This window comes from Litoreibacter arenae DSM 19593 (assembly GCF_000442275.2).
GTDB lineage: Bacteria > Pseudomonadota > Alphaproteobacteria > Rhodobacterales > Rhodobacteraceae > Litoreibacter > Litoreibacter arenae.
Genome location: NZ_KE557306.1, coordinates 1,295,712 through 1,313,599, shown reverse-complemented (window position 1 = coordinate 1,313,599; position 17,888 = coordinate 1,295,712). Strand labels below are relative to the sequence as shown.

The following is a 17,888-nucleotide window of genomic DNA, read 5'->3' as shown; positions in this document are numbered from 1 at the left end:
GTGAAGGCGTAGTAGGGGTGTGGCGCGTAAAGGCAGTGAAAAGACGAAACGCAGCCAATTCGCAATAATGGTCGACGATTGCTTCACCATCTGACCGTATCTGAAACCCGCATCGGCCGGCCCAGATACACAGAGTTCAGGACACTCCCTGCTAAATGCATCTCTCATTTCAACGCTCCAGCACCACTTGCATCCGGAAACCCGAATGCTGATCCACTTGCACGGGGCGGAACGGCCAGAAATCGCGCAACACCTCAGCATGCGGGTGGCCGTAGCTATGGCGCGGATCAGAGCTAAAGACGCTTGTTGTGGGCGCAATCAGCGCGGCAAGCCCGTCATGCCAATTTGCTCGGGCGCCATGATGCGCGACTTGAAACACGCTCGTTCGTCTTGCCCGGCGCGCATCGAGATAACTCTCCAAACTGTCCCACTTCGCGGCACTTTTCAGGTTGCCATCGCCGGTTAACAGGATCGCACCTCTCGTTTCATGTTCCTTCCAACAGCCGCAAGCGCCGATAAGTCGGTGATACAAGCATTCGCAATTGCAGATCCTCTGCCCCGTCCAAGGGCCAACTGCACCGCCATAAAGCATTAGACTGACATTGTTCATGGCCGCCCCACGACCGAAAGTCGTTTCATAGAGCGTCCGCAGGTCATCAAGAGCGCTTTGCCGTTCGTCTTCGTTGCCGTTCAGCAGCGATCCTCGATGCGACTCCACTTTTGACGCAAACCCGAATGGGTCATCAGGTTTTGTAGCGGGATCATTGTAGGGCAGAATTTCCCAAACCCCATGGATGACAATTGCCTTGCCAGAACGAAGCATCCGAATGCGATGGTCCAAGTCACCGTATGCCCCTTCTAAATCGCCATATGAAACGGGTTCGCCCGGCCCGGACGGCTTGTCGGGGTCGTCTAAGTCTTCGGGCGGTTCGGGGGCTGCGGTCGGTTCGGTCGAGAATGGCGGCCGATCATCGTTGGAGGGCAAGACGAACAGGACCTGTTCAAAACCGTCACCCGCTTCTTGGATGAAATATTGCACTGGGTCGACATAGAACAACATCTCAGGGTCTTCTGCTCTCAACCCTTGTTCAAAGCCGATCAGCAGGCGGTGCCACAAGTGTGCCCACGGCAGCATTACTGTCTTGGCACCGATCTCGTTCAGCAGTTCAACCACACCATTGATGTGGTCATTGTGGAAATGCGACAGGGTCAGGAGATCGATTTTCTCACCTTGGCAATCGCGTTTCAGTTCAGCGATCGCGTTAGTGACCAGCCGCTGAGGCGAACTAGTGCCACAGTCATAAACCCAACGGTATGGCCCGTCCGGTGCCGGAATAGACTGGCCGGGGATACTGATATTTCGTCGCCGTCTTGGCTGAGGTGGCCAGAACTCGACCGAGCCCGTAGCAAACAGACCCTGACCGACCGGGAAGAATTGATGGACCGCGCGGATTTTGGTCATGCGTTGGCTGTTTCGGCAGCAGGCTCAAGTGCCTCGTGCAGGAGGGCATTGAGGAGTTTGCTGCGGGTTTTGGCGGTGGTGGTGAGGCTGGCCTCCAGCTGATCGCAGAGGGCCATCAGGGCATCGACCTTGTCCACAATGCGGTGTTGTTCGGCGAGGGGTGGGAGGGGGATTGGCAGGCTTCTTAGAATTCCCAAATTCAAGCCTTTGTAGGCGATCCCGCGAAGGTTACTTTGGATGTGGTCCCAAAAGTATGGTGACAGCATTAGGTAAACTACAAATTGTGGGACGATTTCTTTGGCAATGGGGACAACCGCGACTTCTCGTGCAACATTGAACCCCTTAAGCTTTTCGGAAACCAATGCCACCCCGCCAAGGGTTCCTCGAATATTTATTAGGATTTCACCGCCATTGAGGCGCGTTCGCGCATATTCAGATTCAATCGTCTCATTGACTTTTCGGACGCCGGATAAATCAATGAAACCTGGTCGAACATCACTGCATCGAAGCGTTGGAACACCACCGGACTTCGGTTCGGCTCCCAGCTTGATGACGCCATACGAAATCTCACGCTCCGGATCGAGGATTTGCTGTACCACAGTCCAAACCCAGCCTTTCGGACAATCGAATGGAAAGTCGCTGTTGTCTTCTTCGTTGGATCGGCGCGCTCCCCTCTTAGCGGTCCTGTCTGACCCGGCCTCAATCCGTTTCAACAACGCTGAGGCTGGTTCGTCCGCCGCGTCCTGCGCCACCAACTTCCCGCGCACGGCGAGGTTCAGGATGGTTTGGCGGAGGGTTTTGATTTGGTCGGGGCGGGTGGTGAGGGTGGGGAGGGATTGCAAGGCAAAGCGGGCGTGGGATTGGAAGGCTGATGAGTTGGTCGCATTGCCGGACGAGAGGGCGGTTCCCACTTCTGCTGGCAATGTTTTCTCGTCCGTCTCGGGGGCGGTCAGGCGGGCGAGGGTGGCGGTGGTCAGCCGATCCCGCACCGCCTCGCGCCCCGCGCGGGCCTGTTCCAACTGATCACACAGCGCCATAAGTTCATCGACCTTGGCCACGATCCGGTGCTGCTCGGCGAGTGGGGGGACAGCAATTAGCATGGCTTGCAGTTTGCCTTTTGTGATGTGGCGAAGGCCGACCCCGCCATGTGCCTTCTCGATCATTTCATCGAGCCGACCGTTGATTGCCAACTTCAGAAAATCAGGGCGGTAGGCATCCGTCTTGAAATCACAACGGAAGATATGTTGGTTAAGAACTGCGGGGCCTCGATCCCAGATGAATGCCCCGAAAGACGTGCCAGGGGTTCCAGACCAACTAATCAGAAAGCTACCATCGTCGATCAATGATCGATCTCGTGCCAATTCGGGTGCGCAATGGTTAAATGGTGCGTCCGGCTTGTTCAGGTTTTGAATTCGAACAATCCGAAGCCCTTCGGAAATCCAATCGGTCGGCTTGAAGGCCATGCCGTTTAGGAGTTCGAGTTGGTCACCGATTGCCATCCAACGCCAATTGGATGGAAGTCGATATGGCGCTTCGTCAATTAGTGGAGCAACTCCAACTGACTGCGGGGCCTCGGAAATATCCTGCTCCACCAACTTCCCGCGCACAGCCAAATCCAGCAAAAAGTGGCGCAGCTTGGAGATTGCGCCTTCAGTGTCTGAAATGCGGTCGTAAAGCTTAAGCAGGCGGGCCGCGGAAAATGTGGCGTCCTTCATCGCGCCAGCGCCTCGGTCAGGATGGCTTTCAACTGATCGCGCAGGGCAGCTGTCTCGGCCTCTGCCGCTGTCAGATCGGCCAGCAGGGTTTCGGGGTCGCCATGATCCTCGGCCACCGTATGGGGGTTCTTGACGTCAAGGTTATAGCCGCGCGCCTTGATCTCTTCCGCCGTGACCTTCCACGCCTGCGGGCCTTCAACGCGCCCCTCGCGCGCGGCCCCGCCCCACCATGCGGCGCAGTCGTCCAGATGATCCAGCCGGATCGGCTTGGTCATGGAATAGGCTTTTTGCGTCTCGGGCACCTTGTGTTCCCAATACCAGATGTCCTGCGTCGGCGTGCCCTTTTCAAAGAACAGAAGGTTGGTGCCGATGGAAGCATAGGGTTTGAAGACCGAGTTGGGCAGCCGCACGATGGTGTGCAGGTTGCATTCCTCCATCAGGTGTTCCTTGAGCCGGGTCTTGATGCCCTCGCCGAACAGCGAGCCGTCGGGCAGCACCACGGCGGCGCGGCCACCGGGTTTGAGCAAGCGGATGATCAGGGCGAGGAACAGATCAGCGGTTTCGCGGGTCTTGAAGGTCGGGAAGTTGGATTCGATCCCGTCCTCTTCCTTGCCACCGAAGGGCGGGTTGGTCAGGACGATGTCCACACGCTCATCGCGGGTCCAGCTGACCAGCGGCCGCGCGAGGGTGTTGTCGTGGCGGACGAAGTCGGGTTCTTCGACCCCGTTCAGCAGCATGTTGGTGACGCAGAGCATGTGGGGCAGCGGTTTCTTTTCCACGGCGCGCAGGGCGTTTTGCATAAGCGCCTCATGCTCGGGGCGTTTGACGTAATGCTCGCGCATGTGGCGCATGGCGCAGGTCAGGAAGCCACCGGTGCCGCAGGCCGGATCAAACATGATCTCGCCAGGATGCGGATCGATCTGCTGCACCATAAAGGCGGTGACGGCGCGCGGGGTGTAGTATTCGCCCGCGTTGCCCGCGTTTTGCAGGTCGTTCAGGATTTGCTCGTAGATGTCGCCGAAGTGCTGGCGTTCGGTGAGGTTGTTGAAGTCGACCTCGTTGATCTTGTTGATCATCTGCCGCATCAGCTGGCCGGATTTCATGTAGTTGTAGGCGTCCTCGAACACATCGCGGACGACCTTGGCGCGGGGGCCTGCATTGGTGGGCAGGGATTTGAGTTCGGGGAACAGGGTGTTGTTCACGAAATCCAGCAGCGTGTCGCCAGTGATCCCTTCCGGGTCCGCCGCCCAGGCCCGCCATTGCAGGTTCGTCGGAATGGGCGAAGTGTAGTTCTCCTTGGTCAGTTCAAATTCCTGATCCTGATCATCGATGATCTTGAGGAAGAACATCCAACAGAGCTGGCTTATGCGCTGAGCATCGCCATCTACACCGGTGTCTTTGCGCATGATGTCTTGGATAGATTTGACGAGGGTACGGACGGACATTGGTTATGCGCTTTCTTCGTAAATGGCAGATTGCAGGTCGTGAACGGCCTGTTCGAACCCGGGTTTTCCACCGAAAGCGCGAACGAGTTCAACCACACTTCCCATGCCACTGAATGGCGCAATCTTCAGGACGCCAAGATCGTCGAGGTTCATGACGCCCTCATCGGCATATTTTTCCAGCAGGGCTTCGAGAACGGCCTTTGCCTGGGGGCCGTATTTAGTGAATACATCGCGTTTTTTGACGCTTTCGGCCCGCTCACGCCGCGTCAGGGGTTTTGCGTCAAAGGCGATGTGGCAGATCAGGTCGAATGGGTCGAGATCCTTGCCAAGTTCCGCAGCGATGACACCGAGCGGCAGGCCTTCGGCTGCCAATTCCTCGAACACGGCTTGCTTGCGACCTTCACCATTCCAGCGCTTGAGGAAATCATCAAGGCTGGCAAACTGCCGTTTCAGGGCCTTGCGAGTGTAATCGCGCAAAGACTCTGTGACCAGCTTGCCGTTCTCGTCGAGGTATTCAACGCGTTCAGCCACGATGACCGCGCCGACCCCATCGACGTAAACCTTGCGGATCGGGCCGCCGCCAGTGTTGCCACCAAGCGGGTCGAGTGGATCGATTGGGTCAATCAGCACGGTTTCATCATCATCCGGTTCCGGTGACAAGGGAGCGCCTTCATCGTCCGTCTGCGGGGCATCATCTGGTGGTGTTATCGGGTCATCAGGGCCGGGTTGGTAAATTTGAACCGGCTCCCCATCGAATTCCGGGTCAGCGAAATGGCTCGTTGAGCCTCGGAAATCCATGACTGTGAAGAACAGCTTTTGGGTGTCCTCATGCACACGGGTGCCGCGACCAACGATCTGCTTGAACTCGGTCATTGACCCAACTTCACGATCGAGGACGATCAGACGACAGGTTTGCGCATCGACACCGGTCGAGAGAAGCCGTGAAGTTGTCACGATCACCGGATAGGGCGCTTCTGGGTCGATAAAGTTACCAAGTTGGTCGAGGCCCTCTTTGTCGTTGCCGGTGATACGCATGACGTAGCGATGGTTTTGTGCTACCAGATCGGCGTTTTCATTGATGAGCGCCTGCCGCATTCGCGCCGCGTGCTCCTGATCCACACAAAAGACGATCGTCTTGGCCATCCGATCGCCGCTCTGCTTTAGAAACTCCGAAACCTTCTGCGCGACCAGCTTGGTGCGATCGTCCAAAACCAGCGTTCGGTCGAAATCCTTGATGTTGTAGATGCGGTCCTCGACCTCTTCGCCGTCTCTGTCGAGTTGCCCCTGCACGGGTCGATAGCCCTGCACGTCGCGGTCGATGTGAACTTTGATCACCTTATAGGGGGCCAGGAAGCCGTCGCGGATGCCCTGTTTCAGCGAATAGCTGTAAACGGGCGCGCCAAAATAATCGATGTTGGAGGCATACTCAGTCTCCTTCGGCGTGGCGGTCAAACCGATCTGGGTCGCTGAAGTGAAGTGGTCGAGGATTTCCCGCCAGGCGGAATCGTCAGCGGCACTGCCCCGGTGGCACTCGTCGATCACGATCAGATCGAAGAAATCCCGCGAAAACTCTTTATAGAGCTTTTGGCTTTCATCTGGACCCGTAATCGCCTGGTATAGGCCGAGGTAGATTTCGTATGAGGTATCGATCCGGCGACGCTTGTCCAAAGCTAGCGTCAAATCAGTTGACGTGCCATCCGCGCGTTCAATTGTTTTGGCTTGCGTCGACAGTTTGGCCATAGTGCCCGCGAATGGGCGGAAGTCGTTCACCATCGTTTGGTCGATCAGCACGTTGCGATCAGCCAAAAACAGGATGCGCTTTTTCTGGCCCGCCTTCCAAAGCCGCCAGATGATCTGAAAGGCCGTGTAAGTCTTGCCGGTCCCGGTGGCCATTACCAACAGAACGCGATCCTGTCCTTTTGCGATCGCCTCAATAGCAGAGTTTACAGCGTTTACCTGGTAATAGCGCGGAGTCTTGCCGCTGCCGTCGTCAAAATAATCCTGCAGGGCTACGGTAGAAGCATCGTCAGACAAGCCTTTCCACTGGCAATATCGTGCCCAGAGCTCCGCAGGCGATGGAAACTGGTCCAGCGATAGCGTGACCTCAGGAGTGGGGCTCATGCCAGTTCGGTCATGAAGGATAAAGCCGTCGCCATTCGAAGAAAAAACAAACGGAATCCCCAGCGTTTCTGCGTATTCCAAACCCTGTTGCAGCCCAGCGCTAATAGCTTGGGTATTTTCTTTCGCTTCAATTATCGCGATCGGAATATTCGGTTTAACGGAAAGGATGTAATCAGCCCGTTTTCCCTTTCCGCGGCTCACCAACTTTCCTCGAACAATTATTCGACCCTTGGTAAAGCTGACCTCTTCCCGGATTTGGTTTAATTCATCCCAGCCCGCTCGGCGAAGTGCCGGTGTTATGTACTTCGTGCAAATATCACGCTCACTGAGTGATCGTTTGTCCATTGAGATGTTTCCCGACTGCGCGAAACGCCACAAGAGCAGCAAATCGAATAAATCTTTAGTTTGCAGACCTTAGACGGGAAGTCAGGTGTTCGGCAACGGTTAACGGCCGCAATCAACGCCGCACAGGCGCATATCGGGATGAAACTTCAGGTTGACGGGATTAACTGTCAGAAGTCGATGGTGGACAGTGAGCCTGCATCCTCGCGACCACCCACGACTTTCAGCCGTGGCTTCAGCATCTCGCCCACAACCTTCACCCCGGCTCGCAGCGGCAAATCGATCTGAACGGCATCGCGTAGGGTGATCTCGATCCGAGTATGCTTCAGCAGTTCAGCTACCGATAGCGCTCCTGAAACATTAAATCAGGAGGAATGTTCATCCACCGAGCCACGCAGGTCTCGCGAAAGTTCCTTCATCAGTGTGGTGCCTTTGCCCAACCGCCGCGCCAGCGTCTCGACGAAGCCTCCATACCGCTCCTTTCCCTTCGCCTTGGCCGCTGAATAGGTGTCATCCGGCAAAGGGGGTGTCGTCGTGAGCCAGAAGCGGACGAACAGCGCCAACGCCTCGGTTGTGATTTCCTGGTCGCGTTCCAGCCGCTCGAGCGACCTTGTCAGGCGGTCGAGCCTCCGGACGATCGCGGCCTCGCTCTGTTCGGCGCTGTCGGGGGAGAGGAACGACGCCAGGGCCGCCTCGACTACTTGGGTTTTGGGGACGCGCCGCCGTGCTGCCAGTGCGTCGATTTCATCGAAGAGGGCTGCGTCGACATAGGCGGTGATCTTGGCTTTCTTCATGTCGTCACCTCACAGATCGATGCCATCATCCGGATCGAGGGCCGCTTGACGCGCCACGGTGCGGAACCGGGTCTGCATGGCGCGGGCGCGTTGGGCCTCGTCGTCAGGTTCGTCTTCGAGGGCGGCGAATTCCTCGCGCGGGAACGGCATCTCAGGCGCCACATCTTCATGTTCTGGGATTTCAGGCTCTCGTCGGATGCCGCCATCTGCATCGTCAGCGGGCTTGTTCGTGGCAGTTTCCTGAGGCCGTGCGACCGGCTGAAGACTGCTCCAATCATCGGTTCCCGCTGTGCTTATTGCTGCAGATGCTTCGACGATAGGCGGCTTTTGGATTCTCGCCAGCAATTGCGCGTCGCGAAAGTACCGCACTTTCTGCGCCCGGATCGGGGCCGCGCCCGACACGAGGATGATTTCGTCGTCGGGCGGCAGTTGCATGATCTCGCCGGGGGTCAGCAAGGCGCGGGCGGTTTCTTGGCGCGAGACCATCAGATGTCCGAGCCAGGGCGACAGACGGTGCCCGGCATAGTTCTTCATCGCGCGCAGTTCGGTTGTGGTGCCGAGGGCGTCGGACAGGCGCTTCGCCGTGCGCTCGTCATTGGTCGCGAATGCGACGCGGACATGGCAGTTGTCCAGGATGGCGTTGTTCTGGCCATAGGCCTTCTCGATCTGGTTCAGCGACTGGGCGATCAGAAACGCCTTGAGACCGTAGCCCGCCATGAAGGCCAGTTGGCTTTCAAAGAAGTCGAGGCGCCCGAGGGCGGGGAACTCGTCGAGCATGAACAGAAGGCGGTGCTTGCAGTTGGTGTTGTGCAGGTCTTCGGTCAGACGGCGGCCGATCTGGTTCAGGATCAGCCGGACCAGCGGTTTCGTGCGGGAAATGTCCGATGGGGGTACCACGAGGTAGAGGGTGAGCGGCCGATCATCCGAGACGAGATCATCGATCCGCCAGTCGCAGCGTCGGGTCACGGCGGCGATCACGGGGTCGCGGTAGAGACTGAGGAAGGACATGGCCGTGGAGAGAACACCGGAGCGTTCGTTCTCGGATTTGTTCAGCAGCTCGCGCGCGGCCTGAGCGACAACAGGATGCGGGCGATCACCGAGATGGGGCGTGCGCATCATCGCAGTCAGCGTGGCGGCGATGGGACGTCGCGGATCAGACAGGAAGGCGGCGACGCCTGCCAGTGTCTTGTCCTTCTCGGCATAGAGAACATGCAGGATCGCGCCGACCAGAAGGGAATGGCTGGTCTTCTCCCAATGGTTCCGCCGCTCGAGCTGGCCTTCGGGATCGACGAGGATATCCGCGATGTTTTGCACGTCCCGCACCTCGCGCTCGCCGCGGCGGACCTCGAGCAGCGGATTGTAGGCGGCGCTGGCCCCGTTGGTCGGATCGAAGAGCAGGACGCGCCCGAACCGCGCCCGCCATCCGGACGTCAGCTGCCAGTTCTCGCCCTTGATGTCGTGGACAATCGCGGAGCCGGGCCAGGTCAGCAGGCTTGGGATCACCAGGCCGACGCCCTTGCCGGAACGGGTGGGGGCGAAGCACAGCACGTGTTCCGGGCCGTCATGCCGGAGGTAGCGCTTGTCGAGACGGCCCAGTACGACCCCGTCTTCCGCGAACAGCCTGGCGGCGATGATATCCTTGAGGCCTGCCCATCTGGCCGAGCCATAGGTTGTCACATCGCTCGCCTCGCGCGCCCGCAGGACCGATAGCAAGATCGCAACGGCAATGGAGGCGATCCCGCCTGCGCCGGCGATCGCGGCTCCTTCCATGAAGACGCGGGGCGCGTAGGCGTCGTACCAGTACCACCAGGTGAAGACCTGCCACGGGCGATAGATCGGCAGGCCGAACAGGGCGGTGAGAGGTGCGCCAAGCTGGGGTTGGAACCCCAGACGAAACGCGACCCATTGTGTCGCCGCCCAGACGAAGAGCAGCGCCACGATGCTGACGATGATGATCTGGCCCCAGAGGATCTTGGTGGCCGATGACGTGTCCTGACGGCTCATGGTGATGTCCTTTCTGCTCAGAGGCTCAGCCCGCGCTTGCGCCCGAGGCTCCAGTCGATCCCGCCGCCGGGCGTCATCGTGCCTGTGACGGTCTGGCCGAGATGGCGTTCGAGTTGCGGGGTCCAGGGGACGAGCGAGAAGCCGAGACCATCGTCGATCATGGCGAAGCGGCCCGATGCGAGATCGAGGCGTTGGCGAAACGTCCCTGCGATGGGCTCGCCCTCGGTCGGCTTGTAACGGGGGAGGCCGGTTTGTGTGCTGAGGTCTTGAGCGATGGCGTCCAGTTCGCGGTTGCGCAGGGTGGCCAGCAGATCGCGGGCAAAGGTGACCCGTTGACCTTGCCGTCGGGCGAGGCCTTCGGCGACTAGGTGATCCGCGCGCCGCTCCAATGCTTGGCGAACCTCTGCGCCAAATCCGGCACCACTCAGCGGCGCGCGGTCCCGGGCAAGATGCAGGCGGTCGAGCCAGGTGGCGCCATCCGCCTCGATCTGGGCGGCCAGCGATAGATCGGAACGACCGACAAGCGACAGTTGTGGTTCTCGGTCGGTCTTTCCTGTCCAAAGCCGGGTTTCGACAATGCCACCTTGCGGTGTGTCGCCGGTCGCATCGAGATCCTGGAAGCGTAGGTGATGTACGCGACCGTCAACGCCGTCGATGATCGCGTAGCCGGTGCCGGCGTGGTCGTCATGAAAGCCGCGTTCCACGAGCCGCCCGAGGATTGGCGCGGTGGGCGTGCCTTCGATGGCGAAATCCACCGCCGCGCGGTGGCGCTCGGCGCCCATGGCGCGGTGCATCCGTTTGATGATGTCGCCGCGCATCCCAAGCTCTCGTAGAGTGTCTTCAGCATTCGGTTTCAACTCCCAGACGGCAGGGGCGATTTGTTCGGCCAGCCCGAGCCTCTCCAGTGTCTGGGCACGCCCGATCATCAAGCGGCGCAGCGCCGGATCGCGGGGCTCCGGCGTGCCGCGCCGCAGGTCGGCGATGCCGGCATGATCGTCCGCCAGGGATCGTAGGCCCCGGTCCAGATCAGTCCAGCGTTCCGCTGTGACCTGCGTTTCGAGCGCTTGGGAAATCTCCCGCGCGCTGCGGGGGCCCAGTTCCAGTTGTACGAGGTCTTCTGCGCGCGCTCGAAGCCCCCGGCTGATGTAGTCACGCGAGATGACGAGATCGCGGCCATCGTCGGCCTTTCCACGCACCAAAATGTGGATATGCGGATTGTCGGTGTTCCAGTGATCGACGGCGACCCAGTCGAGTGTTGTGCCGAGATCCCGTTCGGCTCGGGCCATCAGATCCCGGGTGAAGGCGTGCAGATCCTCGAGATCGCCCGCGTCTTCCGGCGAGATGATGAACCGGAAATGATGCCGGTCGTCTTCGCAGCGCGCCGCAAAGCCGCCCCGGTCGAGATCATTGCTTTCAGGCCCAAACAAGTCTGCGTCGCGCCCGTCCTGCCCGACGCCGTCGCGCTGCAGGTAGCCGAGATGTTTGGCCATGGGCGCGGAGCGAAAGCGCTTGCCCTGGTGCCGTACGATGCGAGCCTTCACGACGACGCGCCGGGACGTGCGGGTCAGACCTTTGGCGGTTCGGGCAAACCGTCCACGCCCGAAAGCGGCGTTGCCGGAGCGCGTGCTGCCCGCGCCGATACGATAGCCGGTATGTCCGGATTTCCGCGCAGCTCGCATGACCTCGTTGACGAAACGTGTCGGTTGCTTTGAGGTTCTGCCGCCGTCGCGGATACGTCCGGGCCGGATACGAAGGTCGTCGTCGCGCCGGGTCATGGCCGCACTCGCTCGCAGAACATGCTGCCGCACAAAGAATATCGCAAAATCAGTAATTTAAATGAAGTCCTGCGGCATGCAGCTTGGATGTGCCGCGCAAATCCTCGCAGAGAAACAACAGCTTGAGGTCCGCTTGCGGCACCTCTTTTATCTCGCGCTCTTTCTGTTGAGACCCTGCGCGTCGACCCTCTCCGGCACATTCCTGCGCCCGGGCATTCCGGACTTCTCCATGGTGCGATTCCGCGGATCATGGCGTTCGCCCCCGGCTGAGAGGCACGAAGATGCCGTATTGAGATGCGTCAGACGCAATCCGTTGGGTGTCATCACCCGGGGTTTGACCCGCCTCAGCCGTTGCCACGAACAGCGAGGCGTCGCGCCAGTCCTCCGTCCTGTGCGGGCGGCTGACTGCCCGCGCGACGTCGGTCCCATCGGCGATGAGTGGCGCGAGGATGGTGAGGTAATTGCGAGTTTCAAGCGGCAGGGCGCGTCCGGTATCAAGGTGGTTCTGGTACCGTGCAGGACCAGCGTTGTAGGCCGCGAGAAAACCGGGCGACCCGAACCGGTCGTACATCTGCCGTAGATAGGCGGTACCGGCCAGGATGTTATCGCGTGGATCGAAGGGGTCATCGCCAAGCCGGTGGGCTGCGCGCAATTCGGTCCAGGTGCCGGGCATGATCTGCATAAGCCCCATGGCGCCCGCGTGGCTCACCGCGCGCGGATTGCCCGCACTCTCGACCTCCATAACGGCACGGATCCAGGGCTGCGGGATGCCGAACCAGCGCGCGGCTTCTGAGATATGGATGTCGATGGTTTGCTGCTCAGATGCTGGAACACTGCGGTCCTGAGCGATCACGGCGGACGGTGCCATGGTGATCGGCGTGCAGAGGATCAGTACAAGCGCGGTCGTGACGCCCGCGTGCTGACGGCAGTGACCGCGTTCAAGACTACGCATCTGCCGCCCCTCCAAATGTCCAAAGAGGGATGGCACGCCCGAGGATCGTGTCCGCTGACAAAGGCCCGAAATAGCGTCCATCGAGGCTGTTTGCGACACCAGCAAGGAGCAGGAAAACCTCGTCCGAGCCGAGCGTGACACATCCCGTCCAACGGGGAAGCGGGCGGCCCTGTTGGTCAGCCGATGCTGCCTCGGCAAAAACGGTACCGTCGAGGGTGATATCGAGACAATCGCGACAGACGTTCATGCCGGAGACGGCCGCGATGCGTTTCAACAGCAAGGTATCCGCACCGACATAACCGCGCTCAACCACCCAGGATGACAGGTCTTCCGGCAGGCGCACGGCAACAAGATCGCCCAGCGATGGCGGGTTTGACGCTCGAACAACGTAAAGTCCGACCGGCACGCTTGCTGAGGCGTTCCAGATAAGACGCGGTGCGCGGTCGATCTGTGCGGCTGCGAGCAGACCGAGGGACAAACCGACCGCGAGGAGGGGAGGGGCCGCCGCGCTCATGTCGTCACCATGCGTCGTTTGAGCCATGCCGCATGCCGGGCAGGGGTGTAGGGACGGGGCTCCATTGCCGCGGTCAGGCGGTTGTGGACGTGCCGCCAATGATCGGGGCAGACATCTTCCGGCGCGATGCCATAGCTTTCCACGATATCGACGGACCGAAGCGCCGCCTCGACTTTGGGCCAGCCGGAGAGGCGCAGCAAAAGCTCTCCGCCTGGCGTGACACAGGGCACCGTCGAGCAGGGCTCGCCTGCATCGACGGCGCGCAGAATGTCGATCCGGCTTTCAACAGTGCCGTGGTCGTTCGACGACCAGCGGACGAGCGCGAAGATTGCGCCGGGGGCGAAGGCCACGCGCTTTTCCGTGCGCGTCAGGATGGTTTCCCCGGCCATCCGACCGAAGCGGATCCAGCGCTCGATGCGCCCTTCGATCCAGGTGAGGTGGACACGTGTCTGCATCGGCTCAGCGCCCCCGCCGCAGATAGGCCGGCGAAACGGCTGCATGGCGTTTGGCAGGCAGAACGCGATCTTCGGTCTCGTCCGAGGTGGAGGTCTTCTCGCCCCTCGTGACCCAGGCTTGCAGATCGTCGACCGCGTAGACGACACGTCCGCCGATTTTCGAATAGCGCGGGCCGGTCCCGTAGGTGCGGTGTTTCTCCAGCGTACGGCCAGACAGGCCGAGAAATCGGGCGGCTTCCGGGGTTCTGAGGTAGCGGGGCGGTAGTCCTTCATTTGGGTCGGGCATTTGAGCATCTCCGGTGGCTAGGCCTCGCGACGGCGCGTCGCGGGCTGTCGGAGGTCATCAAAACGCAGACGGGCCATGGGAAGGGATGACGAAGATCGCGGCGCGAGAACGTCACCCCCAAAGGCCAACAGGATCCGGGACTGATGAGGGTTCGATTTTCGGAGATCGCGCGGTGATCACTTGCGCGGCTTGGAGCGCCCCGTGGGTCCTTTGCCGAGAAGGAGAAAGCGATAGCCTTTGGTGGTCAGATGCGTGCCATGGGCCGACAGTCGGGTGATCTGGGCCTTGAGGGAGCTGGTCTTCCAATGCTCGCGGGACACAGCTTCTGCGCCGAACAAATGCCCCGCGATTGTCTGATAGCTGGCACGATCCCGGCGCGCGTCGAGCGTGCGCAATGCAAGCTGGATGCGCCGTCGCTGCTGCGACGTCAGCGGCGGAGGGGATCTTTTGTGATGAAGCAATTGCACGCGGAGCGACTCGAGCGAGTTGATGCGTGCCGTCCAATGGTCGTCCAGCGGCACCAGGATGCCGAGGGGCCGGTGCAGGTTCTTGGCATCCAGAACGAGCAACGCGCCTGTTGCGAGGCGCACATACATCAAGCCGTCCTGCGTTCCGATGACGGTCAGATCATCTGCATCGATGTGCGGCGCGGCGGTGTCGCCGCCGGGGACCGGCACAGCATACCCGACCGCTGCCGGGGCGATCGAAGGCGTCCAGAACACGGGTGCTTTGGGTGCGTCGATGTCCGGATCAACCGGGAAATCGCAACCCCCATGCGGCCGGTGATTTCAATCCATCCCGCATTTGCGGGTAATAGGCGCGATAGTCGGAATTGCGGCGCAAGCATTCCCAGGCCAGCCCGGACAGGTCGAGACTGTCGAAATGCTTGTAAGCCGCTTCGTCTTGCCAATCTTTGGTCATGGCGAAGCTCCGCGTCAGCTGTTTCGATGGACAATTAGTATAGCTTGGTGACGCGCCAAGACGACGGCAAGAACGGTTGCCCTGCGCAACCTGCGCGGGTGTTCGCCGATGTCTTACGGATAAGGCGAAGTTCAGCCGTTACCGCCCTCAAGCAGCTTGCGATAGCCGTGCTCCGTCATCCAACGAGCGCGGGCGAGGTGGCTGTCATACATCCTTTTGGCACGCTCTGGTTCTTTGGCGGCATCTATACCGAAAAGAATCTCACCGACTTCCTGCAGGCTGGCACCGCTTTCAGCGGCATCATACAGACGCAAATACAGCGTCATATGCGCGTGGTCGTAATCGGTCAGGTCATCGCTTTGTGGTGCGAGATCAGCGATCGGCGTGGTGCCGGTGGCAGACATGATTTCCCCTCGCCGTTGGGCGTTAAGGCTCATAACAGCACATCAGATTGCATGTGCAAGGTCGGATTGCGGTCAGTCAAACTGTAGATGAGTATTATAATACGTCGCACCAAAATACGCGATAGGTTCTTTACTCGCGGATGGACATCCGCGTTGTTTTTGCAAGGAATCTCAAGCACTACCGCCAATTGCGCGGGCTGACACAGGCCGCGTTGGCGGCGGCGATGGATGTCGACCGCGCCCATGTCAGCGCGATGGAGCGCGGCCAACAAAACGTCACACTGCAAACCCTGCAGCGGGTCGCAGCGCATCTGGATGTGACGCCAGCGAACCTGATCGAAGAACACTCGGAAATCGAATAGGGTTCCAAGATCACGAAATCCCTATCTGATTTGGGCGGCTGGATTGGACGACGGCGCTGGGCTGCTTGGTGGCACTGGTTTCGTTGGCTGCCCGAGGTGTGCATTTTCTCCCGCTTGCTTTTCTGTGCCTTATCCAGTCGGCCCCGGCATAGGTCACGGCGTGGATATGCACCTCGCGTGCATCATCGTCGATAGTGAAGGCGATCACGGCCTTGCGGCCTGCAGGAATGCCGCGCAGCCTGGGCGCAATCCCATCCCGACGGCTGCCCTTTTGGGACATTTCGGTAAGGCTAGCGATAGCTGCTTCGATCTCGTCCAACCTGCGCGCTGCCTATTGAGGGCCGACATAATCGTTCAGCCAGCGAATGATCGCGTCTAGATCCTCCGCAACCGCCGGATGGAACCGGATGCGATGGCTCACGCCTCGCGCGCGGTCTGAAGGCGGGCCCGGGCGGCGGCAAAGGCTTTCTCCGCCGAGACATAGTCGGCACGCGGCCTGTCGAGCCGCGCCCGAATTTCTTCTGCCATCGCGCCAAGGGCCAGCTCGCGTTCCTCTTCATCGCGCATCATCTGCTCCAGAGCCGCTGCCACAGCCGCGCTTTGAGAGGCGAAGTCACCTTGGCCCACCTTGTCGGTCAGGAACCGATGGTGGCGGTCGGTGAAGCTGATGGTTGTCTTGACGGTCATGCTGGGCTCCGAGGTATGACTTAGCCATATAGGCGAAGGCTTGAAGACCAACAAACTCTTCGAGGACGGCGGATTTCGTTGAAAAACTCTTCCTTGATTGCGAGGCGCATCGCTGATTCAATTCTGTTAGTGAGTGGGAGGGGTTGCGATGCTGGGACCGAAGCAGGAAGCACAGGCAGCGCTGTTCTACGAGTTCTCGCTGGAAGATCATGTCCCGCAAGATCATCTGCTGCGGTCGATTGATCGGTTCGTCGATCTGGGCAGCATCCGGGCTTACCTTGCGGACTTCTACAGCCATACTGGTCGCCCATCCATTGACCCTGAGCTGCTTATCCGAATGCTGTTGGTGGGATATTGTTTTGGCATCCGCTCGGAGCGCCGGCTGTGCGAAGAGGTTCATTTGAACCTGGCGTACAGGTGGTTTTGCCGTCTCGATCTAACGGACCGTATCCCTGATCACTCTACTTTTTCCAAGAACCGCCATGGCCGCTTTCGCGAGAGTGACCTGCTGCGCCATGTCTTCGAGACAACCGTGGCACGTTGCATGGAAGAAGGGCTTGTCGGCGGTCAGGGCTTTGCCGTGGATGCCAGCTTGATCAGCGCTGACGTACAGAAACAGAACTCCAGCAATCCCGATGATTGGGCGGCTCGAGACATTGATCCCTATGATGCACCGCGTGCAGTTCGCGAGTATCTCGACACCCTGGATGACGAGGCTTTTGGCGCTGCCACGACGGCCAAGCCAAAGTTTACGGCCCATGCCGATCCAGCGAGCCAATGGACTGCCGCAAGAAAAGGACCAGCTTTCTTTGCTTACTCAGACAATTATCTGATCGATACCGATCACGGGATTATCATGGACGTGGACGCAAGTCGCTCGAACAAAACCGCAGAGGTCGGGGCAATGCGTAAGATGATCGACCGTACACAAGAGTGCTTTGGCGTGACGCCCGATTGGATCGCTGCGGACACCGCATATGGATCAGCAGACAATTTGGTTTGGCTTGCGCTCAAGCGAAAGATCCTCCCCTTCATCCCTGTGTTTGATAAATCTGCGCGCCGTGACGGCACCTTCTCGCGATCCGATTTCACTTGGGATGCAGACAATGACAGGTATCTTTGCCCTGAAGGTGCAGAGCTGAAACGCACGCGGCAATATCATAAAGACCCGCGCAACAAACAGCCTCGAACGGGACGCCGCAAATACCGAGCCAGCAAGATGGTCTGCAGCGTTTGCCCTGCCAAGGAGAAGTGTTGTCCCAAAGTGGACGCGCGTTCTGTGACTCGTGAGCAGTTTGAGGAAGTCAGGGAATTTGCCCATCAATGCACGGCGTCAGAGTTTAACCCGACAGCGCAGAAGCGGCGCAAGAAGGTCGAGATGCTGTTCGCCCATCTCAAACGCATCCTTGGGCTGGGACGGCTACGATTACGAGGCCCATGCGGCGTCCAAGATGAATTTACTCTCGCAGCGATCGCCCAGAACCTTCGGAAATTGGCCAAGCTCAAGCCGATGGTGCCTGCCGCAGGGTAAAAAGGCGGTGCCGTCTCAGACTGCTCAACGAAATATGTATCGTGCCCATCCCCAACGCACAAAACCGAACGACTTTTTCAACGAAATCGGCGGGAACCAGACATTCGCTGCAAGTGCG

At 59.6% G+C, this 17,888-nt stretch carries 18 protein-coding genes; 2 read left to right on the top strand and 16 right to left on the bottom strand.

Annotated features, from left to right (window positions below):
* Positions 1-169 precede the first annotated feature (169 nt).
* From THALAR_RS06485 to THALAR_RS06425, 14 genes are all read right to left on the bottom strand, one after another.
* Positions 170-1,462 (bottom strand): MBL fold metallo-hydrolase, encoded by a 1,293-nt coding sequence (locus THALAR_RS06485; protein ID WP_021100702.1) that lies wholly within the window; start codon positions 1,460-1,462, stop codon positions 170-172.
* Positions 1,459-3,177 carry a restriction endonuclease subunit S gene (locus THALAR_RS06480; protein ID WP_021100701.1) on the bottom strand — a complete coding sequence of 573 codons (1,719 nt, stop codon included), beginning with the start codon at positions 3,175-3,177 and terminating at the stop codon, positions 1,459-1,461. Before THALAR_RS06480 ends, THALAR_RS06485 begins: the two co-directional genes overlap by 4 nt.
* Positions 3,174-4,622, bottom strand: coding sequence for a class I SAM-dependent DNA methyltransferase (locus tag THALAR_RS06475; RefSeq protein WP_021100700.1), 1,449 nt, complete (start codon positions 4,620-4,622; stop codon positions 3,174-3,176). Before THALAR_RS06475 ends, THALAR_RS06480 begins: the two co-directional genes overlap by 4 nt.
* 3 nt (positions 4,623-4,625) lie before the next feature.
* The gene (hsdR, locus tag THALAR_RS06470) at positions 4,626-7,088 is read right to left on the bottom strand and encodes an EcoAI/FtnUII family type I restriction enzme subunit R (RefSeq protein ID WP_040817846.1); all 2,463 of its coding nucleotides are present in this window, start codon (positions 7,086-7,088) and stop codon (positions 4,626-4,628) included.
* 362 nt (positions 7,089-7,450) lie between these two features.
* On the bottom strand, positions 7,451-7,879 hold the full coding sequence (locus THALAR_RS06465; RefSeq protein ID WP_021100698.1) for a ribbon-helix-helix protein, CopG family: 429 nt from the start codon (positions 7,877-7,879) through the stop codon (positions 7,451-7,453).
* 9 nt (positions 7,880-7,888) lie between these two features.
* Positions 7,889-9,883 carry a conjugal transfer protein TraG gene (locus THALAR_RS06460; protein ID WP_021100697.1) on the bottom strand — a complete coding sequence of 665 codons (1,995 nt, stop codon included), beginning with the start codon at positions 9,881-9,883 and terminating at the stop codon, positions 7,889-7,891.
* A gap of 17 nt (positions 9,884-9,900) precedes the next feature.
* On the bottom strand, positions 9,901-11,658 hold the full coding sequence (locus tag THALAR_RS06455; RefSeq protein WP_021100696.1) for a relaxase/mobilization nuclease domain-containing protein: 1,758 nt from the start codon (positions 11,656-11,658) through the stop codon (positions 9,901-9,903).
* 247 nt (positions 11,659-11,905) lie between these two features.
* Complete coding sequence (locus tag THALAR_RS18050; protein WP_021100695.1) at positions 11,906-12,610, bottom strand: lytic transglycosylase domain-containing protein; 705 nt, start codon at positions 12,608-12,610, stop codon at positions 11,906-11,908.
* Positions 12,603-13,151: a S26 family signal peptidase gene (locus THALAR_RS06445; RefSeq protein ID WP_245622354.1), complete on the bottom strand. Its 549-nt coding sequence runs from the start codon at positions 13,149-13,151 to the stop codon at positions 12,603-12,605. The genes THALAR_RS18050 and THALAR_RS06445 overlap by 8 nt, the downstream gene beginning before the upstream one ends.
* On the bottom strand, positions 13,121-13,579 hold the full coding sequence (locus THALAR_RS06440) for a DUF2840 domain-containing protein (protein WP_021100693.1): 459 nt from the start codon (positions 13,577-13,579) through the stop codon (positions 13,121-13,123). Before THALAR_RS06440 ends, THALAR_RS06445 begins: the two co-directional genes overlap by 31 nt.
* Positions 13,580-13,583: 4 nt before the next feature.
* Entirely contained in the window at positions 13,584-13,865 is a 282-nt protein-coding gene (locus tag THALAR_RS06435) for a helix-turn-helix transcriptional regulator (protein ID WP_021100692.1), read from the bottom strand.
* Between the two features lie 176 nt (positions 13,866-14,041).
* Positions 14,042-14,587 (bottom strand): DUF2285 domain-containing protein, encoded by a 546-nt coding sequence (locus THALAR_RS06430; protein WP_051153592.1) that lies wholly within the window; start codon positions 14,585-14,587, stop codon positions 14,042-14,044.
* Between the two features lie 28 nt (positions 14,588-14,615).
* Positions 14,616-14,786 (bottom strand): transcriptional regulator domain-containing protein, encoded by a 171-nt coding sequence (locus THALAR_RS18355; RefSeq protein WP_021100690.1) that lies wholly within the window; start codon positions 14,784-14,786, stop codon positions 14,616-14,618.
* A gap of 131 nt (positions 14,787-14,917) precedes the next feature.
* On the bottom strand, positions 14,918-15,190 hold the full coding sequence (locus THALAR_RS06425) for a DNA -binding domain-containing protein (RefSeq protein ID WP_021100689.1): 273 nt from the start codon (positions 15,188-15,190) through the stop codon (positions 14,918-14,920).
* Positions 15,191-15,330: 140 nt separating this feature from the next.
* On the opposite strand from THALAR_RS06425, the gene THALAR_RS06420 reads away from it, so the two are divergent.
* Positions 15,331-15,552, top strand: coding sequence for a helix-turn-helix domain-containing protein (locus THALAR_RS06420; protein ID WP_021100688.1), 222 nt, complete (start codon positions 15,331-15,333; stop codon positions 15,550-15,552).
* Positions 15,553-15,562: 10 nt separating this feature from the next.
* On the opposite strand, the gene THALAR_RS18675 is transcribed toward THALAR_RS06420, so the two are convergent.
* Both THALAR_RS18675 and THALAR_RS06410 read right to left on the bottom strand, forming a co-directional pair.
* On the bottom strand, positions 15,563-15,871 hold the full coding sequence (locus THALAR_RS18675; protein ID WP_040817314.1) for a type II toxin-antitoxin system RelE/ParE family toxin: 309 nt from the start codon (positions 15,869-15,871) through the stop codon (positions 15,563-15,565).
* A 98-nt stretch (positions 15,872-15,969) separates the two neighbouring features.
* Positions 15,970-16,239 (bottom strand): hypothetical protein, encoded by a 270-nt coding sequence (locus THALAR_RS06410; RefSeq protein ID WP_021100687.1) that lies wholly within the window; start codon positions 16,237-16,239, stop codon positions 15,970-15,972.
* A gap of 148 nt (positions 16,240-16,387) precedes the next feature.
* Between THALAR_RS06410 and THALAR_RS06405 the strand changes: the two genes are divergently transcribed.
* Positions 16,388-17,770: an IS1182 family transposase gene (locus tag THALAR_RS06405; RefSeq protein WP_021100686.1), complete on the top strand. Its 1,383-nt coding sequence runs from the start codon at positions 16,388-16,390 to the stop codon at positions 17,768-17,770.
* Positions 17,771-17,888 lie beyond the last annotated feature (118 nt).

What these genes read in the sequence shown, in the direction of transcription:
- THALAR_RS06485 (WP_021100702.1), bottom strand. Translation starts at nt 1,462, where the DNA reads ATGACCAAAATCCGCGCGGTCCATCAATTCTTCCCGGTCGGTCAGGGT.
- THALAR_RS06480 (WP_021100701.1), bottom strand. Translation starts at nt 3,177, where the DNA reads ATGAAGGACGCCACATTTTCCGCGGCCCGCCTGCTTAAGCTTTACGAC.
- THALAR_RS06475 (WP_021100700.1), bottom strand. Translation starts at nt 4,622, where the DNA reads ATGTCCGTCCGTACCCTCGTCAAATCTATCCAAGACATCATGCGCAAA.
- hsdR (WP_040817846.1), bottom strand. Translation starts at nt 7,088, where the DNA reads ATGGACAAACGATCACTCAGTGAGCGTGATATTTGCACGAAGTACATA.
- THALAR_RS06465 (WP_021100698.1), bottom strand. Translation starts at nt 7,879, where the DNA reads ATGAAGAAAGCCAAGATCACCGCCTATGTCGACGCAGCCCTCTTCGAT.
- THALAR_RS06460 (WP_021100697.1), bottom strand. Translation starts at nt 9,883, where the DNA reads ATGAGCCGTCAGGACACGTCATCGGCCACCAAGATCCTCTGGGGCCAG.
- THALAR_RS06455 (WP_021100696.1), bottom strand. Translation starts at nt 11,658, where the DNA reads ATGACCCGGCGCGACGACGACCTTCGTATCCGGCCCGGACGTATCCGC.
- THALAR_RS18050 (WP_021100695.1), bottom strand. Translation starts at nt 12,610, where the DNA reads ATGCGTAGTCTTGAACGCGGTCACTGCCGTCAGCACGCGGGCGTCACG.
- THALAR_RS06445 (WP_245622354.1), bottom strand. Translation starts at nt 13,151, where the DNA reads ATGGCTCAAACGACGCATGGTGACGACATGAGCGCGGCGGCCCCTCCC.
- THALAR_RS06440 (WP_021100693.1), bottom strand. Translation starts at nt 13,579, where the DNA reads ATGCAGACACGTGTCCACCTCACCTGGATCGAAGGGCGCATCGAGCGC.
- THALAR_RS06435 (WP_021100692.1), bottom strand. Translation starts at nt 13,865, where the DNA reads ATGCCCGACCCAAATGAAGGACTACCGCCCCGCTACCTCAGAACCCCG.
- THALAR_RS18355 (WP_021100690.1), bottom strand. Translation starts at nt 14,786, where the DNA reads ATGACCAAAGATTGGCAAGACGAAGCGGCTTACAAGCATTTCGACAGT.
- THALAR_RS06425 (WP_021100689.1), bottom strand. Translation starts at nt 15,190, where the DNA reads ATGTCTGCCACCGGCACCACGCCGATCGCTGATCTCGCACCACAAAGC.
- THALAR_RS06420 (WP_021100688.1), top strand. Translation starts at nt 15,331, where the DNA reads ATGGACATCCGCGTTGTTTTTGCAAGGAATCTCAAGCACTACCGCCAA.
- THALAR_RS06410 (WP_021100687.1), bottom strand. Translation starts at nt 16,239, where the DNA reads ATGACCGTCAAGACAACCATCAGCTTCACCGACCGCCACCATCGGTTC.
- THALAR_RS06405 (WP_021100686.1), top strand. Translation starts at nt 16,388, where the DNA reads ATGCTGGGACCGAAGCAGGAAGCACAGGCAGCGCTGTTCTACGAGTTC.